The organism is Pseudomonas sp. PDM20, from assembly GCF_014852575.3.
Classification (GTDB): Bacteria; Pseudomonadota; Gammaproteobacteria; order Pseudomonadales; family Pseudomonadaceae; genus Pseudomonas.
Genome location: NZ_CM181224.1, coordinates 5652396 through 5674687, shown reverse-complemented (window position 1 = coordinate 5674687; position 22292 = coordinate 5652396). Strand labels below are relative to the sequence as shown.

Below are 22292 nucleotides of genomic sequence, written 5' to 3'. Positions count from 1 at the left end.
GCGGGCGCCTTTTTCGTTGTCGGAGCTTTCGCTTGTTCGTCGCCGGACGGCATCTCGTTTGGTCGGATGATATATGATGCCGATATCAGATTTAGGAGGCTCTCATGCGCACCCTGGTGGATATCCCCGTTGAATACCTGGAACGTCTGAATGACATCAGCGAACGCCAGCAGCAATCCCGTGCCTCGGTCATTCGCGAGGCCATCGCCGAATACCTGGTCAACCACGCGCAGGCGGACGCTGACGCGGCTTTCGGCCTGTGGCAGGAGAATCAGGTGGACGGCCTGGCGTATCAGGAGAAGGTGCGCGAGGAATGGTGAAGGTCCTGTTCGACACCAACATCCTTATCGACTATCTCAACGGCCATGTGCAGGCCCGCGATGAGCTGGCGCTCTACAGCGACCGCGCCATCAGCATCATCACCTGGATGGAAGTACTGATCGGCGCCACGCCGCAGACCGAAGCGGCCACCCGCGCCTTTCTCTCCAGCTTCACGCTGCTGGCGCTGGACGAGCGCATCGCCCAGCGGGCGGTGGAGGTGCGCCAGCGTCTGCGGGTGAAGCTGCCGGACGCGGTCATCAAGGCCTCGGCGGAAGTCGAAGGCCGGCTGCTGGTGACGCGCAACGTGAAGGATTTCGACGAGCGTGAGCCGGGAGTGCGGTTGCCTTATCAGTTGTAACGAGCCCCCCTGTAGGAGCGCCCCATGGGCGCGATCGCGGGCATCGCCCGCTACCGGATAGCTCTGTGCGCGGATCGGCCCTCACCCTAACCCTGGCTGCGCGCCCCGCTCAGAGGGAGAGGGGACCGTTCGGTGCCGGATGAAACCACAGCGTCAGCCGGCACGATTTGCTCCCTCTCCCTGAGGGAGAGGGCTGGGGTGAGGGGGAAAGCACAAACACCGAACTACCAGGGAAAGACAGTTGCTCGTACAAGGGGCTCCGAGTTCAGCGCACCAGGTGCAGGAACTGCAGGTGCCGCTCGTACTGGTCGAGCATGTCGTTGATGATCTGCTCCTTGCTGTAGCCCATCAGGTCGTAGTCCTGGCTGCCTTCGGAAAGGTGCACTTCGGCGCGGAAATAGCGGCGGTTCTTCAGGTGCAGGCCGCCCATGCCGGCGCGGGCGAAGGACGGGGTGAAGTAGCCGCGCATCGAGACCTGGTAGAGGAACGGATGCTGCGCGCCGTGGCCGATCTCCAGGCCGATTTCCAGGTTGCTCAGGTCCAGGTCGGAATCGACCTGCAGGCCCTTCTCGCGGAACACTTCGGAAACTTCGGCGATCGCCGGGCTGACCACGTCGACCATATAACGGTACACCTCGTCGCGGGTAGGGAAGTGCACCGCCTGGGAAATGCGCCGCTTCCAGCCGCCGGGCTTGGCCGAGGGCGGCGGCGCCAGCGAGTGGGTGCGTGCGCGCTGACGCTGGGACTCCAGGTAGAACGCCTTGTGCAGGCCCCACATCATCAGCAGCAGGATCAGCGAGAAGGGCAGCGAAGTCAGCACCACCGCTGACTTGAGCGCATCGATGCTGCCGGCGAACAGCAGGCCGCCGGTCACCAGCGCGGTGGCTACGCCCCAGAACACCCGCAGCCACTTCGGGCCGTCGTCGTCGGCGCTGCCGCCGTGGGCGGAGAGGGTGGAGAGCACCACGGTGCCGGAGTCCGCCGAGGTGACGAAGAAGACGAAGCTGACCAGCACCGTCACCGCGATCACCACGCGGCTGGCCGGATAATTCTGCAGCATCTGGTAGAGCGCCATGGACGGATCGCTGATGGCAACGCGGCCCAGCTCGCTGAAGCCATGGTTGAGCACCTGGTCCAGGGCGCTGTTGCCGAAGATCGACATCCACGCCAGGGTGAAGCCCAGCGGAATGAACAGCACGCCGAAGACGAACTCGCGAATCGTCCGCCCACGCGAGATGCGCGCGATGAACAGGCCGACGAAGGGCGCCCAGGCGATCCACCAGGCCCAGTAGAACACCGTCCAGCCACCCAGCCAGTCGCTGCCATCCTTGCCGTAGGCGTAGAGGTCGAAGCTCTTGGTCGGCAGGGCGCCGAGGTAGTCGCCGATGTTCTGCACCAGGGTGTTGAGCAGGTGTTGCGTAGGGCCGGCGAACAGCACGAAGAGCAGCAGCGCGCAGGCCAGCAGCATGTTGATGTCCGACAGCAGGCGGATGCCCTTGTCGACGCCCGACACGGCGACCAGGATGGCTGCGCCCATCATCAGCGCGATCAGGGTCATCTGCACCGGGTGGCTGTGGGCGATGCCGAACAGGAAGTCGAGGCCGGCGTTGAGCTGCAGCACGCCGAAGCCCATGTCTGCGCCCAGGCCGAAAACCGTGGCGATGATGCCGAAGCAATCCACGGTGTAGCCGATGGGGCCATTGATGCGCTTGCCGATCAGCGGGTAGAGCGCGGAACGCAGCGCCAGCGGCAGGTTGTGACGGTAGGCGAAGTAGGCCAGCGCCATCGCTACCAGGGCGAACACGCCCCAGCCGTGCAGGCCCCAGTGCAGGAACAGCAGCTGCATGGCCTGGCGCGCCGCTTCGGGCGTGCCGGCCTCGCCCTGGGGCGGCTGGGCGAAGTGGGTCAGCGGCTCGGACACGCAGAAGAAGAACAGGGTGATGCTGATGCCGGCGGCGAACAGCATGCCGGCCCAGGACAGGTAGCTGAATTCCGGCTCGTCGTGGTCGGCACCGAGCTTGATCTTTCCGTAGCCGGAAAGCGCGGTGACCACCACGAAGATCAGGTACAGCGTCATCGCCAGCAGGTAGTACCAGCCGACGCTGTCGGCGGCCCAGGACTGCGCGGCGAGCAGCCATTCACCGGCCCGTTGCGGCTGGGCGATGACGGTGAGGGCGAAGATGAGGATCAGCGCGGCCGCACCGTAGAAGACCGGTGGGTTCATGCGCATGGCGGGGGAGGGCGTTACGGACGGGGAGGATTGTGCAACGGACAAAACGGGCGGGGTCCCTCGAAATTTTCCTTGAACAAGCATTCAATGAAAACACGATTGAGCCCTGAAAGGCCAATCAGCGGGACCGGTGGTCCCGCCGCCGGCCCTGGTCGAGGGCCGAGCGGAGCGGGTACTGCTTTACTTGCGGCGGTTCTTTTTCGCCTCACGGATCTCACGGCGTTCCGGGTCGGCCTTCGCGGGCGCGGTCAGGAAAGCGGTGGCGGCGAAGAAGTTAGCAAGAGCGGCAAAGCTGGTCACGATAGTCTCCAATGGCGCCGGGGAAAATGGGTCCCGACCGCCTGATAGCCATTTTCCCTGAAGATTGTGACGAAAAGAAGTGAATGGTCTTGATGAGGGGTATTGATCTGGTCGATGGGACTGCTTTTTTCGATATTTGCGGGGAATCGACCTTATTTTGACTCTTTGCTCAGGATTCCCTCCTGCCGACCTGCAACTCGGCAAAGCCTTTCACTGCGACCGTTCGTCGCGAAAGGTGAAACGGTTCAGCGCCACTCGTGGCTTTGCCACGTTTACCGGCTGTCAGGCCGGTGAAACAGTTCTCCGCATAGCACAGTTACCGGAATAGAGCGGGTTCCAGTCCGGAAACTTGAACGGGTGTGCAATTTTTCGTGAAAAACATGTGAAACGGCTATGGCGATTGACTTGCTGATTCCGTTAGTCTCCCCCGGCAGGACAAAAAACCACCAACAGGGAGCATCTCGAGATGGACTTCAAACGCATCGCCATTGCCACTGCACTCTTCGCTTCGCTGGCCGGTTGCCAGACCATGACCACCAACCAGGCCATCGTTCCGCTGCAAGCCGCTACCGCCCAGATGATCGGTCTGGCTTCCTCCGACGAGCTGGTTGTCAGCGACGTCAAAGCCGGTCAGCCGGACGCTCTGGGTGGCCAGGAACTCTCCTACGTCGCCACCACCACCAAAGGCCGCGTGTTCAACTGCACCTCGCGCATGATGCCGGGCCTGCTGACCGATCCGGCCAAGCTGACCAACCCGTCGTGCACCCCGGTGGTCGCTCACTCGAACACCGCTACCAAGTAACACCCCAGTTGCATGCAGTCGCCCGTGCGCGGCCCTTCGGGTCGCGCTGGCGACTACAGCGCGGTGACTCAGCCGCGCTCGTGCTCCAGGCGTTGCAATAGCGCACGCAGCTGCGCTTCGACGCCGGGCTGGCGCAGCAGACGCCCCAGCGCCTCTTCGCTTACCTGCGTTTCCCCGCCAGTTCCGGCCGCGCCGCCTGACCCTGCTACGCCGCCTGACCCCGCTACGCCGCCTGAAAAGTTCAGGTGCTCCGGGCGTATCTCCTCGTCCGGGCTGACCAGCAGGGCGAAGTGGATGACGTTCTCCAGTTCGCGGATATTCCCCGGCCACGAATAGCCTTCCAGTGCCCGCTGCGTATCCGTGGCGATCTGCGGCACCGGCAGTTCCAGGCGTTGCGCATGCACGCCGAGGAAGTACTCGGCCAGCGGCTGGATATCGCCGATGCGTTCGCGCAGCGGCGGCAGTGTGAGGTTGCCGTCGTGCAGGTACTGCTGCAGCCCTTCGAGGAATTTCCCCGCTTTCACCGCCTGCCCCAGGTCGATACTGGTGGCGGCGACCAGGCGCACGTCCACTGGCACCGGCTCGCGCGCGCCGACGCGCAGCACTTCGCGCTCCTGCAGCACGCGCAGCAGTTTCTGTTGCAGCGACAGCGGCAGGTCGGCGATCTCGTCCAGGTACAGCGTGCCGCCGTTGGCCGAGCCGAACCAGCCGGCGCGGCTGCCCACCGGACCGTTGTGCGCGCCCGGCGCGTAACCGAACAGCTCGGCGTCGGCGTAGTTGCGGCTCAGGGCGCTGCAACTTACCGCGACGAACAGGCCGGGCCGTTCGCTGGCGCGGTGGATGTGGCGGGCCAGCAGCTCCTTGCCGGTGCCGGTCTCGCCGTGGATCAGCACCGGTTGCGGCAACGGCGCCAGGCGCTCCACCTCGTCGCGCACTTCATGGGAGCGCGGGTCGAAGAACACCAGCGCCTTGGCGCGGATGCTCAGCGGGCTCTTGTCGGCGTCGGGGAAGGTCAGCAGCGGCAGCGGCGCGTGGGGTGCATTCATGGGGTATCTCCTTCTGCTCTTACAGCGCGTCCAGCGCCTGCAGGAAGTCACGGACGATGTCCTCGCTGTCCTCGATGCCCACCGACACACGGATGGTGCCGTCGTGGATGTCCAGCGCGGTCAGGGTCTCGGCGGACAGTGCGCGGTGCGAAGTCTTGCCGGGGTGGGTGATGCTGCTGGCGACGCCGGCCAGCGACGGCGCGAAAGCGGCCAGTTGCAGCTCGCCGATCAATGTGTCGACCTGGTCGAGACCGCCCTTCAGGGTGAAGCTCAACATGCCCGAGTGGCCCTTGTGGAACAGCCTCTGCGCCAGCTCGAAGTCCGGATGCGAGGGCAGGCCGGGATAGAACACGCGGGCCACCTGCGGGTGCGCTTCGAGGGCTTCGGCCAGCGCCTGGGCGTTCTGCGAGTGGGCCTTCATGCGCAGGGCCAGGGTCTTGGCGCCGCGAAAATTCAGCCAGCTCTCGAAGGGGCTGGCGCTGCCGCCGGCGTTGATCTGGAAGCGTCGCGCGGCGGCGATCCACTGCGCATCGCCGACCAGTGCGCCGCCCATGGCGTCGCTGTGGCCATTGAGGTACTTGGTGGTGCTGTGGATCACCAGGTCGGCGCCATCGCGCAGCGGCTGGTAGAGCACTGGCGAGAGGAAGGTGTTGTCCACCAGCAGCTTGAGACCGTGGCGGTGGGCAAGCTCGGCCAGCGCCGGGATGTTGCTGACGCGTACCAGCGGGTTGGAGGCGGTTTCGGTGTAGATCAGCTTCGTGGTCGGGGTGATCGCCGCTTCCACTGCCGCCAGGTCATTGAGCTCGAGCAGGCTGGAGGCGATGCCGAAGCGCGTCAGCTCCTTCTCGATCAGGCTCTGGGTGGTGCCGTACAGCTCGCGGCTGGCGATCAGGTGATCGCCGGCGCCGAGCACGCCCAGCAGCGCGGCGGAAATGGCCGCCATGCCGGAAGCGGAGAACAGCGCGTCCTCGCCGCCTTCCAGTTCGCGCAGCAGCTCTTCCACGGCGCTGTGGTTGGGGTTGCCGATGCGCGTGTACATGTAGTTGTCGGGGTTGCCGGCGAGGAAGTCGTCGACCTGTTCCAGCGAGTCGTAGACGAACACCGAGCTCTGGTAGATCGGCTGGCTCTTGGCGCGGGTGACCATGCGCCGGTCGGCATCGTGGCCGGCATGCACGGCGCGGGTGGAGGGGCCTTTGGCGTGGTCGCTCATGGCAAGTCCTGGGATAAGAAAAACGCCGGTGGAACCTGCCCACCGGCGTCGAAGCGGGTGCGCTCAAGGCGCGCCCAGCGTGGGAGTCGTTGCGCCCGGCCAGCGGCCGGGCGACGGATCAGAAGGCCGGCACCACGGCGCCGTTGTACTTCTTCTCGATGAAGGCTTTGACTTCCGGGCTGGTCAGGGCGGCGGAGAGTTTCTTCAGGGCATCGCTGTCCTTGTTGTCCGGACGCGCCACCAGGTAGTTCACGTAGGGCGAGTTGCGGTCTTCGAGGATCAGGGCGTCCTTCACCGGGTTGAGCTTGGCTTCCAGCGCGTAGTTGGTGTTGATCAGGTCCAGGTCGACCTGGTCCAGCACGCGCGGCAGCAGGGCCGATTCCAGTTCCTTGAACTTCAGGTGCTTGGGGTTCTCGGCGATGTCTTTCGGGGTGGCCAGGGCGTTGCTCGGGTCCTTGAGCTTGATCACGCCGGCCTTCTGCAGCAGGAGCAGGGCGCGGCCGCTGTTGCTGCCTTCGTTGGGGATGGCGACGGTGGCGCCGTCAGGCAGCTGGTCGATGGACTTGTACTTCTTCGAGTAGCCGCCGAAGGGCTCGACGTGCACGCCGGTCACGGTGACCAGGTTGGTGCCCTTGCCGGAGTTGAAGTTGTCCAGGTACGGCTTGGTCTGGAAGTAGTTGGCGTCCAGGCGCTTCTCGGCAACCTGCACGTTGGGCTGCACGTAGTCGGTGAAGACCTTGATCTCCAGGTCCACGCCTTCCTTGGCCAGGGTCGGCTTGATCAGCTCGAGGATCTCGGCGTGGGGGATCGGCGTGGCAGCGACAACCAGCTTTTCGTTGGCGAAGGCAGTGGTGCTGAAGGCAGCGGCGAGGGCGGTCAGAAGCAGCAGCTTTTTCATTGCGATGTCCTTGTGGGGCAGATGACCGCTGGCGTCCGGGCCGGCCGGGATGGGGCCTTCGTACGGGCGGTGGATTCTTTTTCCGCGGCTCACTCGGCAGCGGTTGCAGCGAAAGTTACCCGGTCTTGTTATTCCAATAAAATATTAATTTTTCATTTTCATATTCGATTTTGTTCATACGGCTTGTGCGGGTGAGACCTGAGACAAGCTGTCGCGCGACACCCCGTCGCGCGGCAACCCACCACTCCAGCCACCGTCCGCCGGGCGCGTAAGATCGATGCAGTTTCTTGAGCGGCGTCAATGCAGATGGTGGTCCATTCTGATTGAGCGGCAAAAAGAACCCGAACCGACGCCAGATCGGTGGCTCGAAACTGAGTCATTGGAAACACAGACATCACGCAAGAACGCCCTGCGCATGCGCAAGGTACGGTGCCCGACCCTTCCGTGGGGTTGGCGTCAGCCTGAAGAGGAATCGTCATGTTCGGATTAGAGGCGCTCGACCTGGCCCGGATCCAGTTCGCCTTTACCGTGTCCTTCCACATCATCTTCCCCGCCATCACCATCGGCCTCGCCAGCTACCTGGCGGTACTCGAAGGCCTGTGGCTGAAGACCAATGAGGAGGTCTACCGCGACCTCTATCACTTCTGGTCGAAGATCTTCGCCGTCAACTTCGGCATGGGCGTGGTCTCCGGCCTCGTCATGGCCTACCAGTTCGGCACCAACTGGAGCGCCTTCTCGGCCTTCGCCGGGAGCGTCACCGGCCCGCTGCTGACCTATGAGGTGCTCACGGCGTTCTTCCTCGAAGCCGGCTTCCTCGGCGTCATGCTCTTCGGCTGGCACCGCGTCGGCCCGGGCCTGCACTTCTTCGCCACGGTGATGGTGGCGATCGGCACGCTGATCTCCACCTTCTGGATTCTCGCCTCCAACAGCTGGATGCAGACCCCGCAGGGCCACGAGATCGTCAACGGCATCGTGGTGCCGGTGGACTGGCTGGCGATCATCTTCAACCCGTCGTTCCCCTATCGCCTGCTGCACATGGCGATCGCCTCGTTCGTCGCCACCGCCTTCTTCGTCGGCGCCTCGGCGGCCTGGCACCTGCTGCGCGGCCGCGACAACCCGGCGATCCGCAAGATGCTTTCGATGGCCATGTGGATGGCGCTGATCGTCGCGCCGATCCAGGCCATGGTGGGTGACGCCCACGGTCTGAACACCCTCAAGCACCAGCCGGCGAAGATCGCCGCCATCGAAGGCCACTGGGACAACAGCGAAGGCGGCCCGACGCCGCTGATACTGGTCGGCTGGCCAGACATGGAGCGCGAGGAAACCCGCTTCAAGATCGAAATCCCGGTCCTCGGCAGCCTGATCCTGAACCACAGCCTGACCGAGCCGATCCCGGCGCTGAAGGACTTCCCGAAAGCCGACCGGCCCAACTCCACCATCATCTTCTGGTCGTTCCGCATCATGGTCGGCCTGGGGCTGCTGATGATCCTGGTGGGCCTGTGGAGCGTCTGGCTGCGCTGGCGCAAGCGGCTGTTCGAGAACCGCGCGTTCCTCCATCTGGTGTTGTGGATGGGACCGTCCGGCCTGATCGCGATCCTCGCCGGCTGGTTCACCACCGAGATTGGTCGTCAGCCTTGGGTCGTCTACGGGCTGATGCGTACCTCGGACGCGGTGTCCAACCACAGCGTCGCGCAGATGAGCCTGACCCTGGTGATGTTCGTGCTGGTGTACTTCAGCCTGTTCGGCGTGGGCATCGGCTACATGATGCGCCTGGTGCGCAAGGGCCCGGTCACCCACGAAGGCCGCGAGACCAGCCATGGCGGCGCCGGCCAGAAACGTACCGCTGCGCGGCCGCTGTCGGCCACCGAAGAGGGTTTTGACGACGATGACAGCACTGACGCGGGGAGGAACTGAGCCATGGGAATCGATCTTCCGCTGATCTGGGCGATCATCATCATCTTCGGCGTGATGATGTACGTGGTGATGGACGGGTTCGACCTGGGGATAGGCATGCTCTACCCGTTCTTCAAGGACGAGGGCGACCGCGACGTGATGATGAACACCGTCGCGCCGGTCTGGGACGGCAACGAGACCTGGCTGGTGCTGGGCGGCGCGGCGTTGTTCGGCGCCTTCCCGGTGGCCTATTCGGCCGTGCTCTCGGCGCTGTACCTGCCGCTGATCCTGATGCTCGTCGGGCTGATCTTCCGCGGCGTGGCCTTCGAGTTCCGCTTCAAGGCGCGGGCGAACAAGCGTCACCTGTGGGACAAGTCGTTCATCATCGGCTCGCTGGTGGCGACTTTCTTCCAGGGCGTGGCGCTGGGTGCCTTCATCGAAGGTATCCCGGTGGAAAACCGTGCCTTCGCCGGCGGCTCGCTGGACTGGCTGGCGCCGTTCCCGCTGTTCTGTGGCCTCGGCCTGGTGGTCGCCTACAGCCTGCTGGGCTGCACCTGGCTGATCATGAAGACCGAAGGCCGCCTGCAGGAACGCATGCATGACCTGGCCAGGCCACTGGCGCTGGTGCTGCTGGCAGTGATCGGCATCGTCAGCCTGTGGACCCCGCTGGCCCACGAAGACATCGCCCATCGCTGGTTCAGCCTGCCGAACCTGTTCTGGTTCCTGCCGGTGCCGCTGCTGGTGCTGCTGACCTTCTACGGCCTGCTGCGCTCGGTGGCGCGCAATGACCACGTGAAGCCGTTCCTGCTCACCCTGGCGCTGATCTTCCTCGGCTACAGCGGGCTGGGCATCAGCCTGTGGCCGAACATCATCCCGCCGTCGATGTCGATCTGGGACGCCGCGGCGCCGCCGCAGAGCCTGGGCTTCATGCTGGTGGGCGCGCTGTTCATCATCCCCTTCATCCTCGTCTACACCGCGTGGAGCTACTACGTGTTCCGCGGCAAGGTGAAGCACGGCGACGGCTACCACTAGAGGTGCGCAGCATGACTCACGAGGAACAGCAGAAGGCGCCGCTGCGCAAGCGGCTGGGCTGGCTGGTGCTGATCTGGGCGCTGAGCGTCGCCGGCCTGGGTATCGCGGCCTGGCTGATGCGCCTGTTCATGAGCGCGGCGGGGCTGGGCACACCGCACTAGTTCGCGCAATCGATCCCATCCGGGCGCTGTTCGCAGCGCCCGTTCCCACATCCCTCGCCGGTGCTTCCTGCGGGGGATTTTTTTGGCATTTGCGTGTTGCGTTCTCAGTCGCTCTGGTGATGTCTATTTGACTGGTTTAGCGTAATATTGATATTTGAAAACGTTATTCGAAGTTGGTGCCAATATGAAGTTTTCGGTGGGAGAATGAGTCTCCCAATGTGTCGGAAAAAGCGTTGATTTCTGGGTGTATGAAGTGTGCAAGAAAAAACACGGAAGTTATTAATGAAAAAATTCCGATTGCGCAGAGTGCGATGATTTTTGTGTATTTTTTTAATTTTATACGGCAGGTGGATTTTTCAAGGAAAACCAAGAGTACGAAGCTAATTGAAAGGTAAAATAGAGTGCTCAATATAAGGCCTGGAATGTACACGACCCTGGCCAGAGAGCTACTGCCGTTACCATGCCATAGAATAGGAAAGCCATATGCTTTCCCGTAAATTTCGCCAGAAAAATAACTATCTGCTTCCATGCTTAAAGTTGAGAATAGAGTCAGGAATATAAATAGTAGGCCTAAAAATCTTTTCATTTGATTTTCGCTTTGTTTTCAGGCTCTCTTTGGCTGGGTTCTGAATGCCAATAGAATGCCGCTCCTGCAATGCAGGTCTGATCTTTCGCGTCTGCTTGGGAAACTAAAAATCCAGATTCTGGGGTATACAGAAGCGAGGAGTCACTGCCGTCGAAGAAAACAGCATGCTTGCACCCTAATGCCATCATCTCATCTCTTACGGCTTCTATCGACATTCCCGAATCTCCGTGCTTCTGAACATATACACACACATCCAGGCTTCTAATGCCTAAGCAGGTTTTACCTAGTCTCGCACTATAGTTGCTATCGTTTTTTGAAAATGAAGTGAATTTCGCAGAGCTTCGTTGAGTTAGGAATTTTTTTGCTTCGGTCGAGGGCTCTCCGATAATTGGTCGTAAACTCTCCGGTAGTGAGTCTGCCTCGGATGAATATTTGTTGATTGATCCGTAAGGAAGTCCGTTTATTATTAATGGTCCCAGTCCTCCAAATCCGCATGAGCAGTCCCCTGGTGGATTCCCTTGGCCCGTAGAGAATGTAGTTGTTAAATCTATATTGGCTTTATGTCTATCTTTATAGTGCGCGATGTAGAAATTCAAAGGCTCAGGTTTTCCGCCCACAATTTTTCCTTCAGACACGATTTCCCCCAGAAAAGTGGTTTCTGAGGCAGGGGTCGGATTGTGACCTTTGAGAGCGGAAATGTATCCAGATGCGCTTATGTCATAGAAGTTGGTGTTTATGGTGGCGGAGCTCCTCCTCTTAGCGTTCTCCTTGAGTACCGTGGTGCTAAAGAATTCAGTTTCAGTTCTGATTATTGGGTTTATTTCGAGTTTTCCGGAGTTGTGTATGAATCTTTTGAAGATGGGCATCTGATGAGTTCTCTATTTATATGTTGGATAGCCAGTTGGAGAGCGTTAAGGAATCTTTCGAATCAAGCGACATGCTTTCGATTTCCCTAATTATCTGCTCAAGCTGATAGTAGCCTTCCGCATATACTTGGTCTCGCCAGTAGCGCCCAAACTCGGCGCTTGAAAATTTTTCGTCAGCGGCTTTGCGTAGGACTTCCTGTTGTGTCGTCAGAGATTCTGTTATGTCCGCTATTTTGCACGAGATCTTCACGGCGGTTTCCAATTCGTATCGAGTGCTTCCGATATGTGCAAATTCCACACCGTTCATTGACAATTCTGACGGCGGGATAAAATATGCGCGGCCGCTTGCTGATATCCAGTAATCCGTTATTTCGGCGGAGCCAATTCGTATCGAGAGACCTTTCTCGAAGGGTTTTCCGCGCAAGTTCTCAATATATGCGGACATATTTCGGGTTTTTGATAGCGTACTCGGAACCAGTCTGGCTAGGCCGCTCTCCTTTATATCGCCTTCGTTAGTATGAGTCGTTGCTATTGAGTTGACTGAAGGCGTAATTTGGCCAAGTCCGCTCGGAGCTGAAGTAGTGAACTGAGTTGCGGAGCCATACACCACATGGTTTGGGCAGCGGCAGAGTACCCTGTCGCCAGTGGCAACATAGGGCTGTTCCTCGAACCAATCATCGGCAGTGCCATTGATAGGAAAGGAATTGCTACATCTACTACACCAAGCGAGATCGCCTCGTTGTGCGATCGGTTTATTGCCTTCGAGCCAGGTGGAAGTGGCGGAGATGATTTTCCCATATGTGGTTAGATCGCCTAGACAGGCAAGAGCTCGCATTGTTATCTCCCTGTTTTTCGTTCTATTCCAGTTGTGTCATACAGGGTCTGGAGGCTAACAGTGGAGACGGTGCTTATGGGCGCTAGTAAAGAATTTGCGATTTTTCTGGCGGTGTTTACGGCCACCTGGATCAGGTAGATGGGAAGTATCAACGGTCAATCTCGGAAGCGCTGGTCTTGTCATTTCCGAATAGAAAGTCCCCTCCGCTCCGACGCTCACATTCTTCTGCGGCCGTAAGGGCCGCAGTTGATTGCCCCCTTCCGCGTATAGGAAAAATAGAGCGTGCGCTATTTGTCATTTCAACTGACGGGGCGGCTATCAGTGCAACTTGTCGCGCTTGGCCAGGGTGGGGAACAGCTTTATCCACGCGCCAGTAACGACCAGCGTGCCGACGCCGCCGAGCACCACCGCCGGCACGGTGCCGAGCCAGTGGGCGGTGAGGCCGGACTCGAACTCGCCCAGCTGGTTCGAGGCGCCGATGAACAGGCCGTTTACCGCGCTGACCCGGCCGCGCATCTCGTCCGGGGTTTCCAGCTGCACGAAGGCGCCCCGGATGACCATGCTGATCATGTCCGCCGCGCCCAGCACCACCAGCACCGCCAGGGAAAGCCAGAAGGAGGTCGACAGGCCGAAGGCGATGGTGGCGACGCCGAAGATACCGACGGCGAGGAACATGATCCGCCCGACATTACGCTCGATGGGGAAGCGCGCCAGCCAGAACGACATCAGCAGCGCGCCCACCGCCGGGGCCGAACGCAACAGGCCCAGGCCCCAAGGACCGGTGAGCAGGATGTCCTTGGCAAACACCGGTAGCAGCGCGGTGGCGCCGCCCAGCAGCACGGCGAACAGGTCCAGGGAGATGGCACCGAAGATGTCCGGGCGGCTGCGGATGAAGCGAATGCCGGCCAGCAGCGATTCCAGGGTCGCCTTGCCCTGCGCTGCCGGCGCCTGGCGCTTGGGCAGGGTGAGCACCAGGGCGCAGGCGATGAAGTACAGCACCGCGGTGGGCGTGTAGACCCAGAAGGCGCCGAAGGCATAAAGGAAACCGCCGAAGGCCGGCGCCGCAATGGTCGCCGCCTGCATCGCCGAAGCGGACGCCGCCACGGCGCGGGGGAACAGCGCGGTGGGCACGATGTTCGGCAGCAGCGCCTGGGTGGTCGGCATCTCGAAGGCCCGTGCGGTGCCCAGCAGGAAGGCCATCACGAAGATCATCTCGCGGGTCACGTTGTCGGTGCTGGCGCCAATCACCAGCGCGACAGCGATCAGGCCCTGGCCGATCTGGCACAGCGAGGCGATGCGCCGGCGGTCGTAGCGGTCGGCGACGTGGCCGGTGTGCAGCATGAACAGCACGCGCGGGGTGAACTCCACCAAGCCCACCAGGCCCAGGTCGAGCACGTTGTGGGTCAGCTCGTAGATGTGCCAGCCGATGGCCACGGTGATCATCTGGAAGGCGCTGGCGGTGCAGACGCGCGCGAGCCAGAAGGCGAGGAAGGGGCGGTGACGCAGCAGGGACGTGGCTTCGGCGGTCATGGAAAGTGCTTTCGTTAGGGGGCTAAGCAAGGGCTGCGCAGCGTAGCACGCTGTAACACTTTTGCGCCTGTCGTCGGCGAAACCCGCAATTGGCGAATAGTCTCGACCGGTCGACTAAAATTTTCATCGCCGCGACAAGCCGCCCGATTGACTTTGCTTCGCACTATTGAGGTGCGTTAAAGTTGACAGAAGAGTCAGGTTTTCCTGCAGGATCTTTCCTTCGGCGCCATCCCCGAGGCGCCCGCGATTCCGCGCCCTCCGAACTCTCTCCAGCACAGAAAAAACGACATGGGCGGGCCTTCACCGTCCAGAGGATGAACCATGTCCAACCGTGATATTTCCCGGCGCGCCTTCCTCCAAGGCGGGCTGATTGCCGGTGTCAGCGTGACCATGGCGCCGCTCGGCAGCCGGGCTTTCGCTGCCCTGATGGAAAACTCCGTCACCGTCTCCCCCCAGCAGTGGATGGGCCACGACGGCAAGGCGCGTTTCCGTAACGACGCGCTGTCCAAGGTCTGCGGAAACAAGGTGTTCGCCCGCGACATCCGTTCCAAGGACATGCCCGGCTGGCCGCAGCAGCAGGGCCACGCCATGCTGCTCAAGACCATCAAGGCCGACCGCATCTTCGACGGCATCGACCTTGCCTGGCTGGGCGCCGAGCTGCAGCCCGACCGCATCGTCACCGCCGAGGACCTGGACAAGGACGGCATCGTCTTCCCCGAAGCCCACGCCCCGGACCCGCTGCTGCCGCGCGGCAAGGTGCCGATGTTCATCGGCCACCCGGTGGCCATCCTGATCTGGAATGACTTCGAGCGCTTCCGTCAGGCCAAGCTGAAGATGAAGTTCAACGACAAGGCGATCCGCTACGGCGCGCAGGCCCCGCTGTACCAGGGCGATCCCTACGGCAGCTTCCGCTATGTGCGCGTCGGCGGCGCAACCTCGGCCGATCCGGACGAGTTCTCCAGCCTCAAGGACTCGATCCTCTTCCCGATGATCCGCGAGCGCAAACCGGTGTGGAACCAGCAGCCCAACCAGCACGGTGATCTCACCGAGCAGGGCCTGTTCTACGCGCAGAAGATCAAGGAGCAGATCGACAACCCGCCGGAGAACTGGCTGGTCTTCGACGAACGCTACAAGACCCCCTCCATCGAGCCGGCCGCCATGGAGCCGGACAACGGCAACGGCTGGTACGACCCGGCGAGCAAAACGCTGCACTTCGTGGTCGCCACCCAGTGCCCGTTCGAAGCCGCCTTCGAGACGGCGCACATGATCGCCCCGTCGCGCTTCGGCCTGGCCAAGCTGAACATGCACCCCGGCTACACCGTGGGTTATGGCTCCAAGGACCACAACATCTTCGTCTACTACGCGGCCCTGGCTGCGCTGTACGGCAACGGTGTGCCGGTGCGCCTGGCCAATGACCGCTACGAGCAGTTCCAGAGCGGCATCAAGCGTCACCCGTTCGACATTCGCTACCAGCTGGCGGTGGACAAGAAGGACATGACCTTCAAGATCTTCCGCACCGAGATGAGCGTGGACGGCGGCGGCCGCATCAACTACAGCCCGTCCGTGGCCGCCGTAGGCGCCACCGCTGCGCAGTCGATCTACTACATGCCGCAGAACGACCTGCAGGTGACCGCCTACCATTCCCGCGCCGTCGAGGCCGGTTCCATGCGTGGCTACGGCACCCTGCAGAGCATGGCCGCCACCGAGATGATGGTGGACGAGATCGCCGGTCGCCTGGGCGTAGACGCCATCGAGCTGCGCCGCGTCAACGCGCTCAAGTCCGGCATGAAGAACACCCAGGGCGCGATTCCTGCCGGCGCCCTGCGCCTGCACGAGATCCTCGACAAGGCTGCCGCCCACGAGTGGTGGAAGACTCGCGACGCGCGCAAGAAAGAGATGGACGCCAAGGACCCGGATCACTGGTACGGCGTTGGCTTCGCCATCTGCCAGAAGGACTTCGGCACCGGCTCCGAAGCGCCCATGGCGAGCATCGAGTTCGATGCCCAGGGCAAGGTGCACATGCGCCATATCGGCATCGAGATCGGCACCGGCATGTCCACCTCCCAGGCGCTGGTGGTGGCCGACTTCCTCGGCAAACCGGCGGACGAGATGAAGACCGCCGAGACCGAGTGGCCGGAACTTCAGCTGCTCAGCGGCGAAGATCCCTACACCATGAGCCAGCCCACCCAGGACGAGAAGCTGCGCAACCCGCGCTGGGTCGGCAAGTACGCCTCGGCGTCGTCGGCGACGAACTCGGCCTACTACTTCAGCCACGCCACCCGTGAAGCGGCGCGCGTGCTGTTCAACCACGGCCTGTGGCCGGCGGCCCTGGAAATCTGGCGTCGCGGCCCGTTCAACGGCGCGGCCAACCCGCTGGTGGTGCGCCGCGAAGACGCCCACTGGGTCGACGGCAAGCTCACCGCCAACGGCCTGCAGCCGCTGTCGTTCGCCGAACTGGCCCAGGTGGCCCACGACAAGGGCCTGGTCACCGGTGCCACCGTCCACGGCTTCAACCGCTGGAGCTGGGCGGAGTGCGATTACGTCATCGACGGCGTGCGCGACCGCCTGCCGCTGGACGCCCTGGCCGTGAAATACGGCGACGGCGCTCCCGGCGTGAAGAAGGCGCAGATGAACAGCGCCGGCTTCCACCTGCTGGACCGCCAGAACGTAGCCTATCCGCCGGTGCAGTTGAACAACGCCGCGGTGACCTACTACAGCCCGGTGGCGACCATCGTCGAACTGAAGGTGAACAAGGGCAACGGCGAAGTCAGCGTGCTCAACCACCACAGCTGGATCGAGTGCGGCCGCGTACTGGTGCCGGAACTGGTGAAAGGGCAGATCGAAGGCGGCACCGCCATGGGCATCGGCCATGCGCTGCTCGAAGACATGCCGCTGTACGAAGGTGGCCCGGGCGAGGGCGACTGGAACTTCAACCGCTACCGTCTCCCGAAAGCGAAGGACGTGGCCGTCTGGCAGCAGAGCTCGGAAATCCTTCCGCCGCTCTCGCCCAGTGACCCGTCCAAGGGCATCGCCGAAGTGGTGATGATCCCGGTGGTCGGCTCCATCAGTAACGCCGTGGCCCACGCCATCGGCAAGCGCGTCCGCGACCTGCCCATCACCCCCGCTCGCATCAAGGAGGCCCTCCATGGCTAACCGTCCGCTCAACCTGACCTTGAATGGTCAAACCGTCGGTCCGGTCGAGGTTCCCGAGGACCTGCCGATGATCGACTACCTGCACGAATACCAGAACCTCACCGGCTCGCGCCTGGGCTGCGGCCAGGGCATCTGCCACGCCTGCGTGGTGATCGTCGACAACCCCGACGGCACCAGCGAGGAAGTGCGCACCTGCATCACCGGCGCGCACTACTTCGAAGGCAAGAAGGTGCGCACTATCGAGGGCCACGCCAAGCGTGAGGAAGACGGTTCGGTGAAGGAACTGAACCCTATCCAGCAGAAGTTCGTTGACCGCTTCGCTTTCCAGTGCAGCTACTGCGCACCGGGCTTCGTCAACGCCGCCACCGTGCTGGTGGAAAAGGCCCAGCGCCAGCCACTGAAGAAGAGCGAACTGGAATCGACCATCGAGGCGAGCCTCGGCCACCACATCTGTCGCTGCACCGGGTACGTGCGTTACTACGACGCTACCCGTGAAGTGCTGACCGATCTCGGCCTGGTCAAGGAGGGCTAAGCATGCAGCGCATTCTTTCCGGCCTCACGCTGGCTGCCGGCCTCGGCCTTGCGGTCGCTGCCCAGGCGGCCGACCAGGACCTGATCAAGCGCGGCGAGTACGTCTCCCGCGCCGCCGACTGCATGGCCTGCCACACCGCCGAGGGCGGCGCGCCGTTCGCCGGCGGCCTGCCGATCCATTCACCGTTCGGCACCATCTACGGCAGCAACATCACCCCGGACAAAGAGTTCGGCATCGGCAACTACAGCGCCGACGACTTCTTCGCCGCCGTCACCCAAGGCAAGCGCAAGGATGGGGCCAATCTCTACCCGGCCATGCCCTACACCTCGTACCACCTCATCAAGCGCGAGGACAGCGATGCCCTCTATGCCTACCTGATGAGCCAGACGCCAGTGCACCGCGCCGCGCCCGAAACCAGCCTGAGCTTCCCGTTCAACGTGCGCATGGGGCTGTCGGGCTGGAACATGCTCTACGGCAAGAGCGTCCAGCTGGAGAATGCCGAGGGCAAGAGCGCGGCGTACCAGCGCGGGCAGTACCTGGTGGAAGTGCTCGGCCACTGTGGCGAGTGCCACACCCCGCGTAACCAGATCGGCGCCCTGCAGCAGGACAAGCGCCTCACCGGCGGCCTGCTCAACGGCTACAGCGCCCCGAGCCTGCTGGCCCAGGACCTGGCCGAGCGCGGCTGGACCAGTGCCGACCTCACCGGCTTCCTCAAGCACGGCATGAGCCCGCAGGGCAGCATGTTCAACGAGATGTTCCCGGTGATGCACCTGAGCACCCAGCACCTGGCTGACGAGGACCTGGCTGCCATGTCCACCTACCTGCTCGGCGAACAGCCGCCGCAGGCCAAGGTGGTCCAGGCCGTGACCGAGGACAAGCTCAGCGACAGCGCCAAGCGCGGCCGCCAGCAGTACCTCAACGTCTGCGCCGGCTGTCACGGCAACGACGGCGAGGGCAAGCCGCACATCGCCGTGGCCATGCAGGGCAACACCACCCTGCGCCTGGCCGATTCGCGCAACCTGGCCAAGGTCATTGTCGAGGGCATCCGCGAGCAGCAGTTCACCGGCTTCGAGCGCATGCAACCGATGCCGGGCTTCGCTGACAAGCTCAATGACGAGCAGCTCACCGACCTGATCAACTACCTGCGTCAGGCCTGGGGTGGCTTGCCGGGTGACATGGGCGTACAACAGGTCGCTCAACTCAAGGCGGAGTGAGTCGTGCAGCATCTCGATCTGCAAGTAGTCCGGCAGGCGCTCCAGTGGTCCAACGCCGGGCAGCGCGTGTGGCTGTGCAGCGTGCTCTTCACCTACGGCTCGGCGCCCCGCGCGCCGGGCTCGCTGCTGGCGGTCAACGCCAGCGGCCAGTGGGTGGGTTCGCTCTCCGGGGGCTGCGTCGAGGATGACTTCCTCGAACGCGTCGCCGAGGGCGAGTTCAGCGAGCCGGTAGTCGTCGTGCGCTACGGCGACGGCACCGACACCCGCACGAACATCCGCCTGCCCTGCGGCGGCATTCTCGACGTACTGGTGGAGAACCTCGCGCCCGATTGCGACGTGCAGGCCCACCTGCGCGAACTGGAATCGGCGCTGCTCGGCCAGCGCCGCCTGCTGCGCGAAGTGAACCTGCAGGACGGCAGTCGCCGCTTGAGCGACGACCACGAGCACGGCCCGCGGGTCGAACGCGACGAAGCCCGCGTGCGCCTGCGCGTCGGTGCTGCGCAGCGCTTGCTGCTGGCGGGTTACTCCAGCGTCGCGCACTTCTGCGCGGAATTCGGCAAGGGCCTGGGCTTCGAGGTGATTCTCTGTGATCCCCGCGAAGAGGCGCTGGATGGCGTGGTGCTGGACGGCATCGAAATCCGCCGCGAGCTGCCGTCGATCTTCATCGCCAACGGCGGCTGCCACGCGGACACCGCCGTGGTCGCCCTGACCCATGACCCGAAGATCGACGACCTGGCGATGCTCGAAGCCGTGCGCACCGAGGCCTTCTACATCGGCGTAATGGGCTCGCGCACCACGTCCGACAAGCGCCGCGAGCGCCTGCACCGCATCGGTGGCCTGAACGACGCTGACCTGGCGCGCGTGCATGCCCCCATCGGCCTCAACCTCGGCAGCAAGACCCCGGCGGAAATCGCCCTGGCCGTGCTCGCCGACATCCTGCGCACCCGCAGCGGCATCGCCCGCGAGGCGCTGTGACGGTCGTGGCGCTGGTCCTGGCCGCCGGCCAGGGCTCGCGCTTCGGCGCGGACAAGCGCCGCGCGACCTTGCCCGACGGGCGCAGCCTGCTGGCGCATAGCGTCGAACGCGCGCAGGTGGTGTTCGATGAAGTACGGGTGGTGCTGCGTGACGGCGAGCGGGCGGACGATTTCGGCCTGCCCGCCGGCTGCCGGGTTATCCACAGCCCGGACGCAGCGTTGGGCATGGGGCACAGTCTGGCGGCTGGGGCGGCATCGCTGAGTGACTCTCGGGCTGAGGCCGTGGCCATCCTGCTCGGCGATATGCCGTGGATTGCCGCGCAAACGTTGCGGGCGTTGTCCGACGCGGCGAGCGCCTCGAGCATTCTCTTCCCGCTTCACGAAGGCCAGCGTGGTCACCCCGTGCTTTTCGGCCGCGAGTTCTGGCCGGCGCTGACACAGCTCACCGGCGACGAAGGCGCCCGCACGGTGGTGCAGGCGCACCGTGATTGCTGTATCACCCTGGAAGTCGCCGATGCCGGCGTGCTGCGCGACGTCGATACCCCCGCCGCCCTGCGTTCCTGATCGGGTTTACAGCCAAGCGTCGGCGCTCCCCTTGTAGCAGCGAGGGGGACGCCATCGTCATTGCTCGCGAACCTCGGCGGCACCAAGGCGCAAGGATTCAGCCGCGCAGGGCGAATAACGCGCAGCGTTAACCGCCGCATAGGCCAACGGCGGATAACCTGTTCCAGGTTATGCGCCCTACAAGGATCAATGCTGCGCCAGCCACTGGGTAATGCGCGGCCAGCCTTCCAGGCTGGCATTGCGCGAGAGCAGCAGGCGGTTGTGGTTGTAGTCCTCCCGCGCCCCCGTCGCCAGCCCGAACAGCTCCAGCTTCGCCTGCGCTCCGCCAAAGGCCTTCACCAGCGCCTCGCACCCGGCGACCGGCGCGATAAAGGTATCGCCGCTGCCCGCCACGCCCAGCACCGGTAGCTCGACAGCGCCCAGCCCGGCCAGATAGTCGAAGCCTTCCAGCGAGTCGAAGCGCCGGCGGAAATTCCACTGGCACCACTGACGCATCAGCCGGGCGCTCTCCGCCTCGGGGCCGACGCTCTTCGCCCGGCTGGGTGCGATGCGCCGCCAGCGCAGCATCCAGTCGAAAGCCTGGAGCGCCAGCCAATGCCGCGGGCTGGCGCCGGCCGCCGTGGCCTGGGAACCGATCAGCACCAGTGAGCGCAGGCGGCGCTGCGCCAGCTCAGGATGGCGTGCCGCCCACATCGAGACGATCAGCCCGCCGCCGGAGTGGCCGACCCAGTGTAGCGCCGCCTGCCCGGTGCGCTGGCTCACGGCATCGAGAATTGCCGGCACGTCCTGCTCGGCCACGTCGTCGAAGCTGTGCAGGAAGTCATTGCGCCCGCTATCGCCATGGCCGCGCCAGTCGAACAGCCAGCAGGCGAAGCCCTGGCTGCCCAGGTAATTGGCGAGCCCCAGGCAGCTGCGGTGGTTGGAGAAGGTGCCGTGGGTGAGCACCACCGGCACGCCGTCCGCGGGGCCTACGCGGCGCAGGGCGAGATCGACGCCGTCGGCGGTACGGATCAATTCAGGGAGGGCGGCTTCTTGTGCGGTCATGGCGCGCGTCCGGGTTGGGGGCGATCCATGCTGCTACCGGAAGCGGTGCAAGGCAATCCGCTTCGATGGGTCAGTTGGCCCAGTCTTCCAGCATCAGGCCTTCGATACGCTCGAACTCGCGAGTGTTGTGCGTTACCAATGTTGCACCCAGAGCCAGGGCGTGACAGGCGATCCACAGGTCGTTGGCGCCAATCGGCGTACCGGCCAGTTTCAGCCGCGTGAAGTGCGCGGCGTAGTGTTCGCAAAGGCTGGGAGTGCCGTCGTAGATCACCGGTACCTGGCGTGTCAGGCGCTCCAGCCGGCGCAGGACTTCGGCCTTGCGCGAACTGCGCTCCGCACCCTTGAGCAGCTCGGCATAGGTGAAGAACGACATGCCCAGAGAGGCTTCGGCGGGCAGTGCATTGACGCGCTGCGCCACCGATTCCGGCCGGTTCTTCAGCAGGTAGATGAGGATGTTGGTGTCGAGCAGGTACTTCACAGCTCGTCCCGGTCCTGCGCAGCCGGCTGGTCGCTCTGCTCGTCCTCCAGCGCTTCGATGAAGTCGTCATCGAACCCTTGCAGCGCCACCATCAGCGCGGCGCCGCGATCCTGCGTAATGGGGTGGATGACCAGGTCGCCGTTGTCCTTGCGGGTGATCTCCACGCTGCTGACATCCAGGCGGAATTCCTGAGGAATCCGCACGGCCTGGCTGTTGCCGTTCATGAACACGCGGGTGGTTAGGGTGGAAGTCGGCATGGGTACGC

General features: G+C 63.3%; 21 protein-coding genes. 11 read left to right on the top strand and 10 right to left on the bottom strand.

What is annotated here, in order from left to right; genetic code table 11:
- The first annotated feature begins 104 nt into the window (after window positions 1-104).
- Both IB261_RS26120 and IB261_RS26115 read left to right on the top strand, forming a co-directional pair.
- On the top strand, window positions 105-320 hold the full coding sequence (locus IB261_RS26120; RefSeq protein ID WP_151188412.1) for a ribbon-helix-helix protein, CopG family: 216 nt from the start codon (window positions 105-107) through the stop codon (window positions 318-320).
- Complete coding sequence (locus IB261_RS26115; RefSeq protein WP_081520051.1) at window positions 314-679, top strand: type II toxin-antitoxin system VapC family toxin; 366 nt, start codon at window positions 314-316, stop codon at window positions 677-679. The genes IB261_RS26120 and IB261_RS26115 overlap by 7 nt, the downstream gene beginning before the upstream one ends.
- A 265-nt stretch (window positions 680-944) precedes the next feature.
- Here the strand turns inward: IB261_RS26115 and betT are convergent, their stop codons facing one another.
- Entirely contained in the window at window positions 945-2903 is a 1959-nt protein-coding gene (betT, locus tag IB261_RS26110; protein WP_139791660.1) for a choline BCCT transporter BetT, read from the bottom strand.
- Window positions 2904-3675: 772 nt separating this feature from the next.
- Between betT and IB261_RS26105 the strand changes: the two genes are divergently transcribed.
- Window positions 3676-4011, top strand: a complete 336-nt coding sequence (locus tag IB261_RS26105) for a hypothetical protein (RefSeq protein WP_015478994.1) — start codon at window positions 3676-3678, stop codon at window positions 4009-4011.
- Window positions 4012-4079: 68 nt separating this feature from the next.
- On the opposite strand, the gene IB261_RS26100 is transcribed toward IB261_RS26105, so the two are convergent.
- The 3 genes from IB261_RS26100 to IB261_RS26090 all read right to left on the bottom strand — a co-directional run bounded on the left by IB261_RS26100 (window position 4080) and on the right by IB261_RS26090 (window position 7165).
- A complete protein-coding gene (locus IB261_RS26100) occupies window positions 4080-5057 on the bottom strand; it encodes a sigma 54-interacting transcriptional regulator (protein ID WP_192211213.1) in 978 nt (325 codons plus the stop codon).
- Window positions 5058-5076: 19 nt separating this feature from the next.
- Complete coding sequence (locus IB261_RS26095) at window positions 5077-6267, bottom strand: trans-sulfuration enzyme family protein (protein WP_192383793.1); 1191 nt, start codon at window positions 6265-6267, stop codon at window positions 5077-5079.
- 118 nt (window positions 6268-6385) lie between these two features.
- Window positions 6386-7165 (bottom strand): MetQ/NlpA family ABC transporter substrate-binding protein, encoded by a 780-nt coding sequence (locus IB261_RS26090; RefSeq protein WP_081520055.1) that lies wholly within the window; start codon window positions 7163-7165, stop codon window positions 6386-6388.
- A gap of 477 nt (window positions 7166-7642) precedes the next feature.
- Here IB261_RS26090 and IB261_RS26085 point away from each other — a divergent pair, with 477 nt between their 5' ends.
- Genes IB261_RS26085 through IB261_RS26075 form a run of 3 tightly spaced genes read left to right on the top strand, consistent with a single transcriptional unit; the run spans window position 7643 to window position 10251 of the window.
- The gene (locus IB261_RS26085; protein ID WP_081520056.1) at window positions 7643-9079 is read left to right on the top strand and encodes a cytochrome ubiquinol oxidase subunit I; all 1437 of its coding nucleotides are present in this window, start codon (window positions 7643-7645) and stop codon (window positions 9077-9079) included.
- Window positions 9080-9082: 3 nt separating this feature from the next.
- Window positions 9083-10090 (top strand): cytochrome d ubiquinol oxidase subunit II, encoded by a 1008-nt coding sequence (gene cydB / locus IB261_RS26080; protein ID WP_192225329.1) that lies wholly within the window; start codon window positions 9083-9085, stop codon window positions 10088-10090.
- Between the two features lie 11 nt (window positions 10091-10101).
- On the top strand, window positions 10102-10251 hold the full coding sequence (locus IB261_RS26075; protein ID WP_151188408.1) for a DUF2474 domain-containing protein: 150 nt from the start codon (window positions 10102-10104) through the stop codon (window positions 10249-10251).
- A 582-nt stretch (window positions 10252-10833) separates the two neighbouring features.
- Here the strand turns inward: IB261_RS26075 and IB261_RS26070 are convergent.
- From IB261_RS26070 to IB261_RS26060, 3 genes are all read right to left on the bottom strand, one after another.
- A complete protein-coding gene (locus IB261_RS26070) occupies window positions 10834-11703 on the bottom strand; it encodes a hypothetical protein (RefSeq protein ID WP_192383794.1) in 870 nt (289 codons plus the stop codon).
- A 16-nt stretch (window positions 11704-11719) separates the two neighbouring features.
- The gene (locus IB261_RS26065; protein WP_192383795.1) at window positions 11720-12538 is read right to left on the bottom strand and encodes a PAAR domain-containing protein; all 819 of its coding nucleotides are present in this window, start codon (window positions 12536-12538) and stop codon (window positions 11720-11722) included.
- Window positions 12539-12856: 318 nt separating this feature from the next.
- Window positions 12857-14068: an MFS transporter gene (locus IB261_RS26060; protein WP_192383796.1), complete on the bottom strand. Its 1212-nt coding sequence runs from the start codon at window positions 14066-14068 to the stop codon at window positions 12857-12859.
- 321 nt (window positions 14069-14389) lie between these two features.
- Here IB261_RS26060 and IB261_RS26055 point away from each other — a divergent pair, with 321 nt between their 5' ends.
- From IB261_RS26055 to IB261_RS26035, 5 genes are read left to right on the top strand one after another with little or no spacing between them, the layout of a single operon-like run.
- Window positions 14390-17221 carry a xanthine dehydrogenase family protein molybdopterin-binding subunit gene (locus tag IB261_RS26055; RefSeq protein ID WP_192383797.1) on the top strand — a complete coding sequence of 944 codons (2832 nt, stop codon included), beginning with the start codon at window positions 14390-14392 and terminating at the stop codon, window positions 17219-17221.
- Window positions 17214-17753, top strand: coding sequence for a (2Fe-2S)-binding protein (locus IB261_RS26050; protein ID WP_024764769.1), 540 nt, complete (start codon window positions 17214-17216; stop codon window positions 17751-17753). Before IB261_RS26055 ends, IB261_RS26050 begins: the two co-directional genes overlap by 8 nt.
- A 2-nt stretch (window positions 17754-17755) precedes the next feature.
- Window positions 17756-18967: a cytochrome c gene (locus IB261_RS26045; protein WP_081520061.1), complete on the top strand. Its 1212-nt coding sequence runs from the start codon at window positions 17756-17758 to the stop codon at window positions 18965-18967.
- Window positions 18968-18970: 3 nt separating this feature from the next.
- Window positions 18971-19942, top strand: a complete 972-nt coding sequence (locus IB261_RS26040) for an XdhC family protein (protein ID WP_151188404.1) — start codon at window positions 18971-18973, stop codon at window positions 19940-19942.
- The gene (locus IB261_RS26035) at window positions 19939-20505 is read left to right on the top strand and encodes a nucleotidyltransferase family protein (protein ID WP_192383798.1); all 567 of its coding nucleotides are present in this window, start codon (window positions 19939-19941) and stop codon (window positions 20503-20505) included. Before IB261_RS26040 ends, IB261_RS26035 begins: the two co-directional genes overlap by 4 nt.
- 186 nt (window positions 20506-20691) lie before the next feature.
- Here IB261_RS26035 and IB261_RS26030 read toward each other — a convergent pair whose 3' ends face one another.
- The 3 genes from IB261_RS26030 to IB261_RS26020 form a co-directional block, all read right to left on the bottom strand.
- Window positions 20692-21549, bottom strand: a complete 858-nt coding sequence (locus IB261_RS26030) for an alpha/beta fold hydrolase (RefSeq protein WP_192383799.1) — start codon at window positions 21547-21549, stop codon at window positions 20692-20694.
- Window positions 21550-21619: 70 nt separating this feature from the next.
- On the bottom strand, window positions 21620-22027 hold the full coding sequence (locus tag IB261_RS26025; protein ID WP_192383800.1) for a type II toxin-antitoxin system VapC family toxin: 408 nt from the start codon (window positions 22025-22027) through the stop codon (window positions 21620-21622).
- On the bottom strand, window positions 22024-22284 hold the full coding sequence (locus IB261_RS26020; protein WP_192383801.1) for an antitoxin: 261 nt from the start codon (window positions 22282-22284) through the stop codon (window positions 22024-22026). Before IB261_RS26020 ends, IB261_RS26025 begins: the two co-directional genes overlap by 4 nt.
- Window positions 22285-22292: the final 8 nt, after the last annotated feature.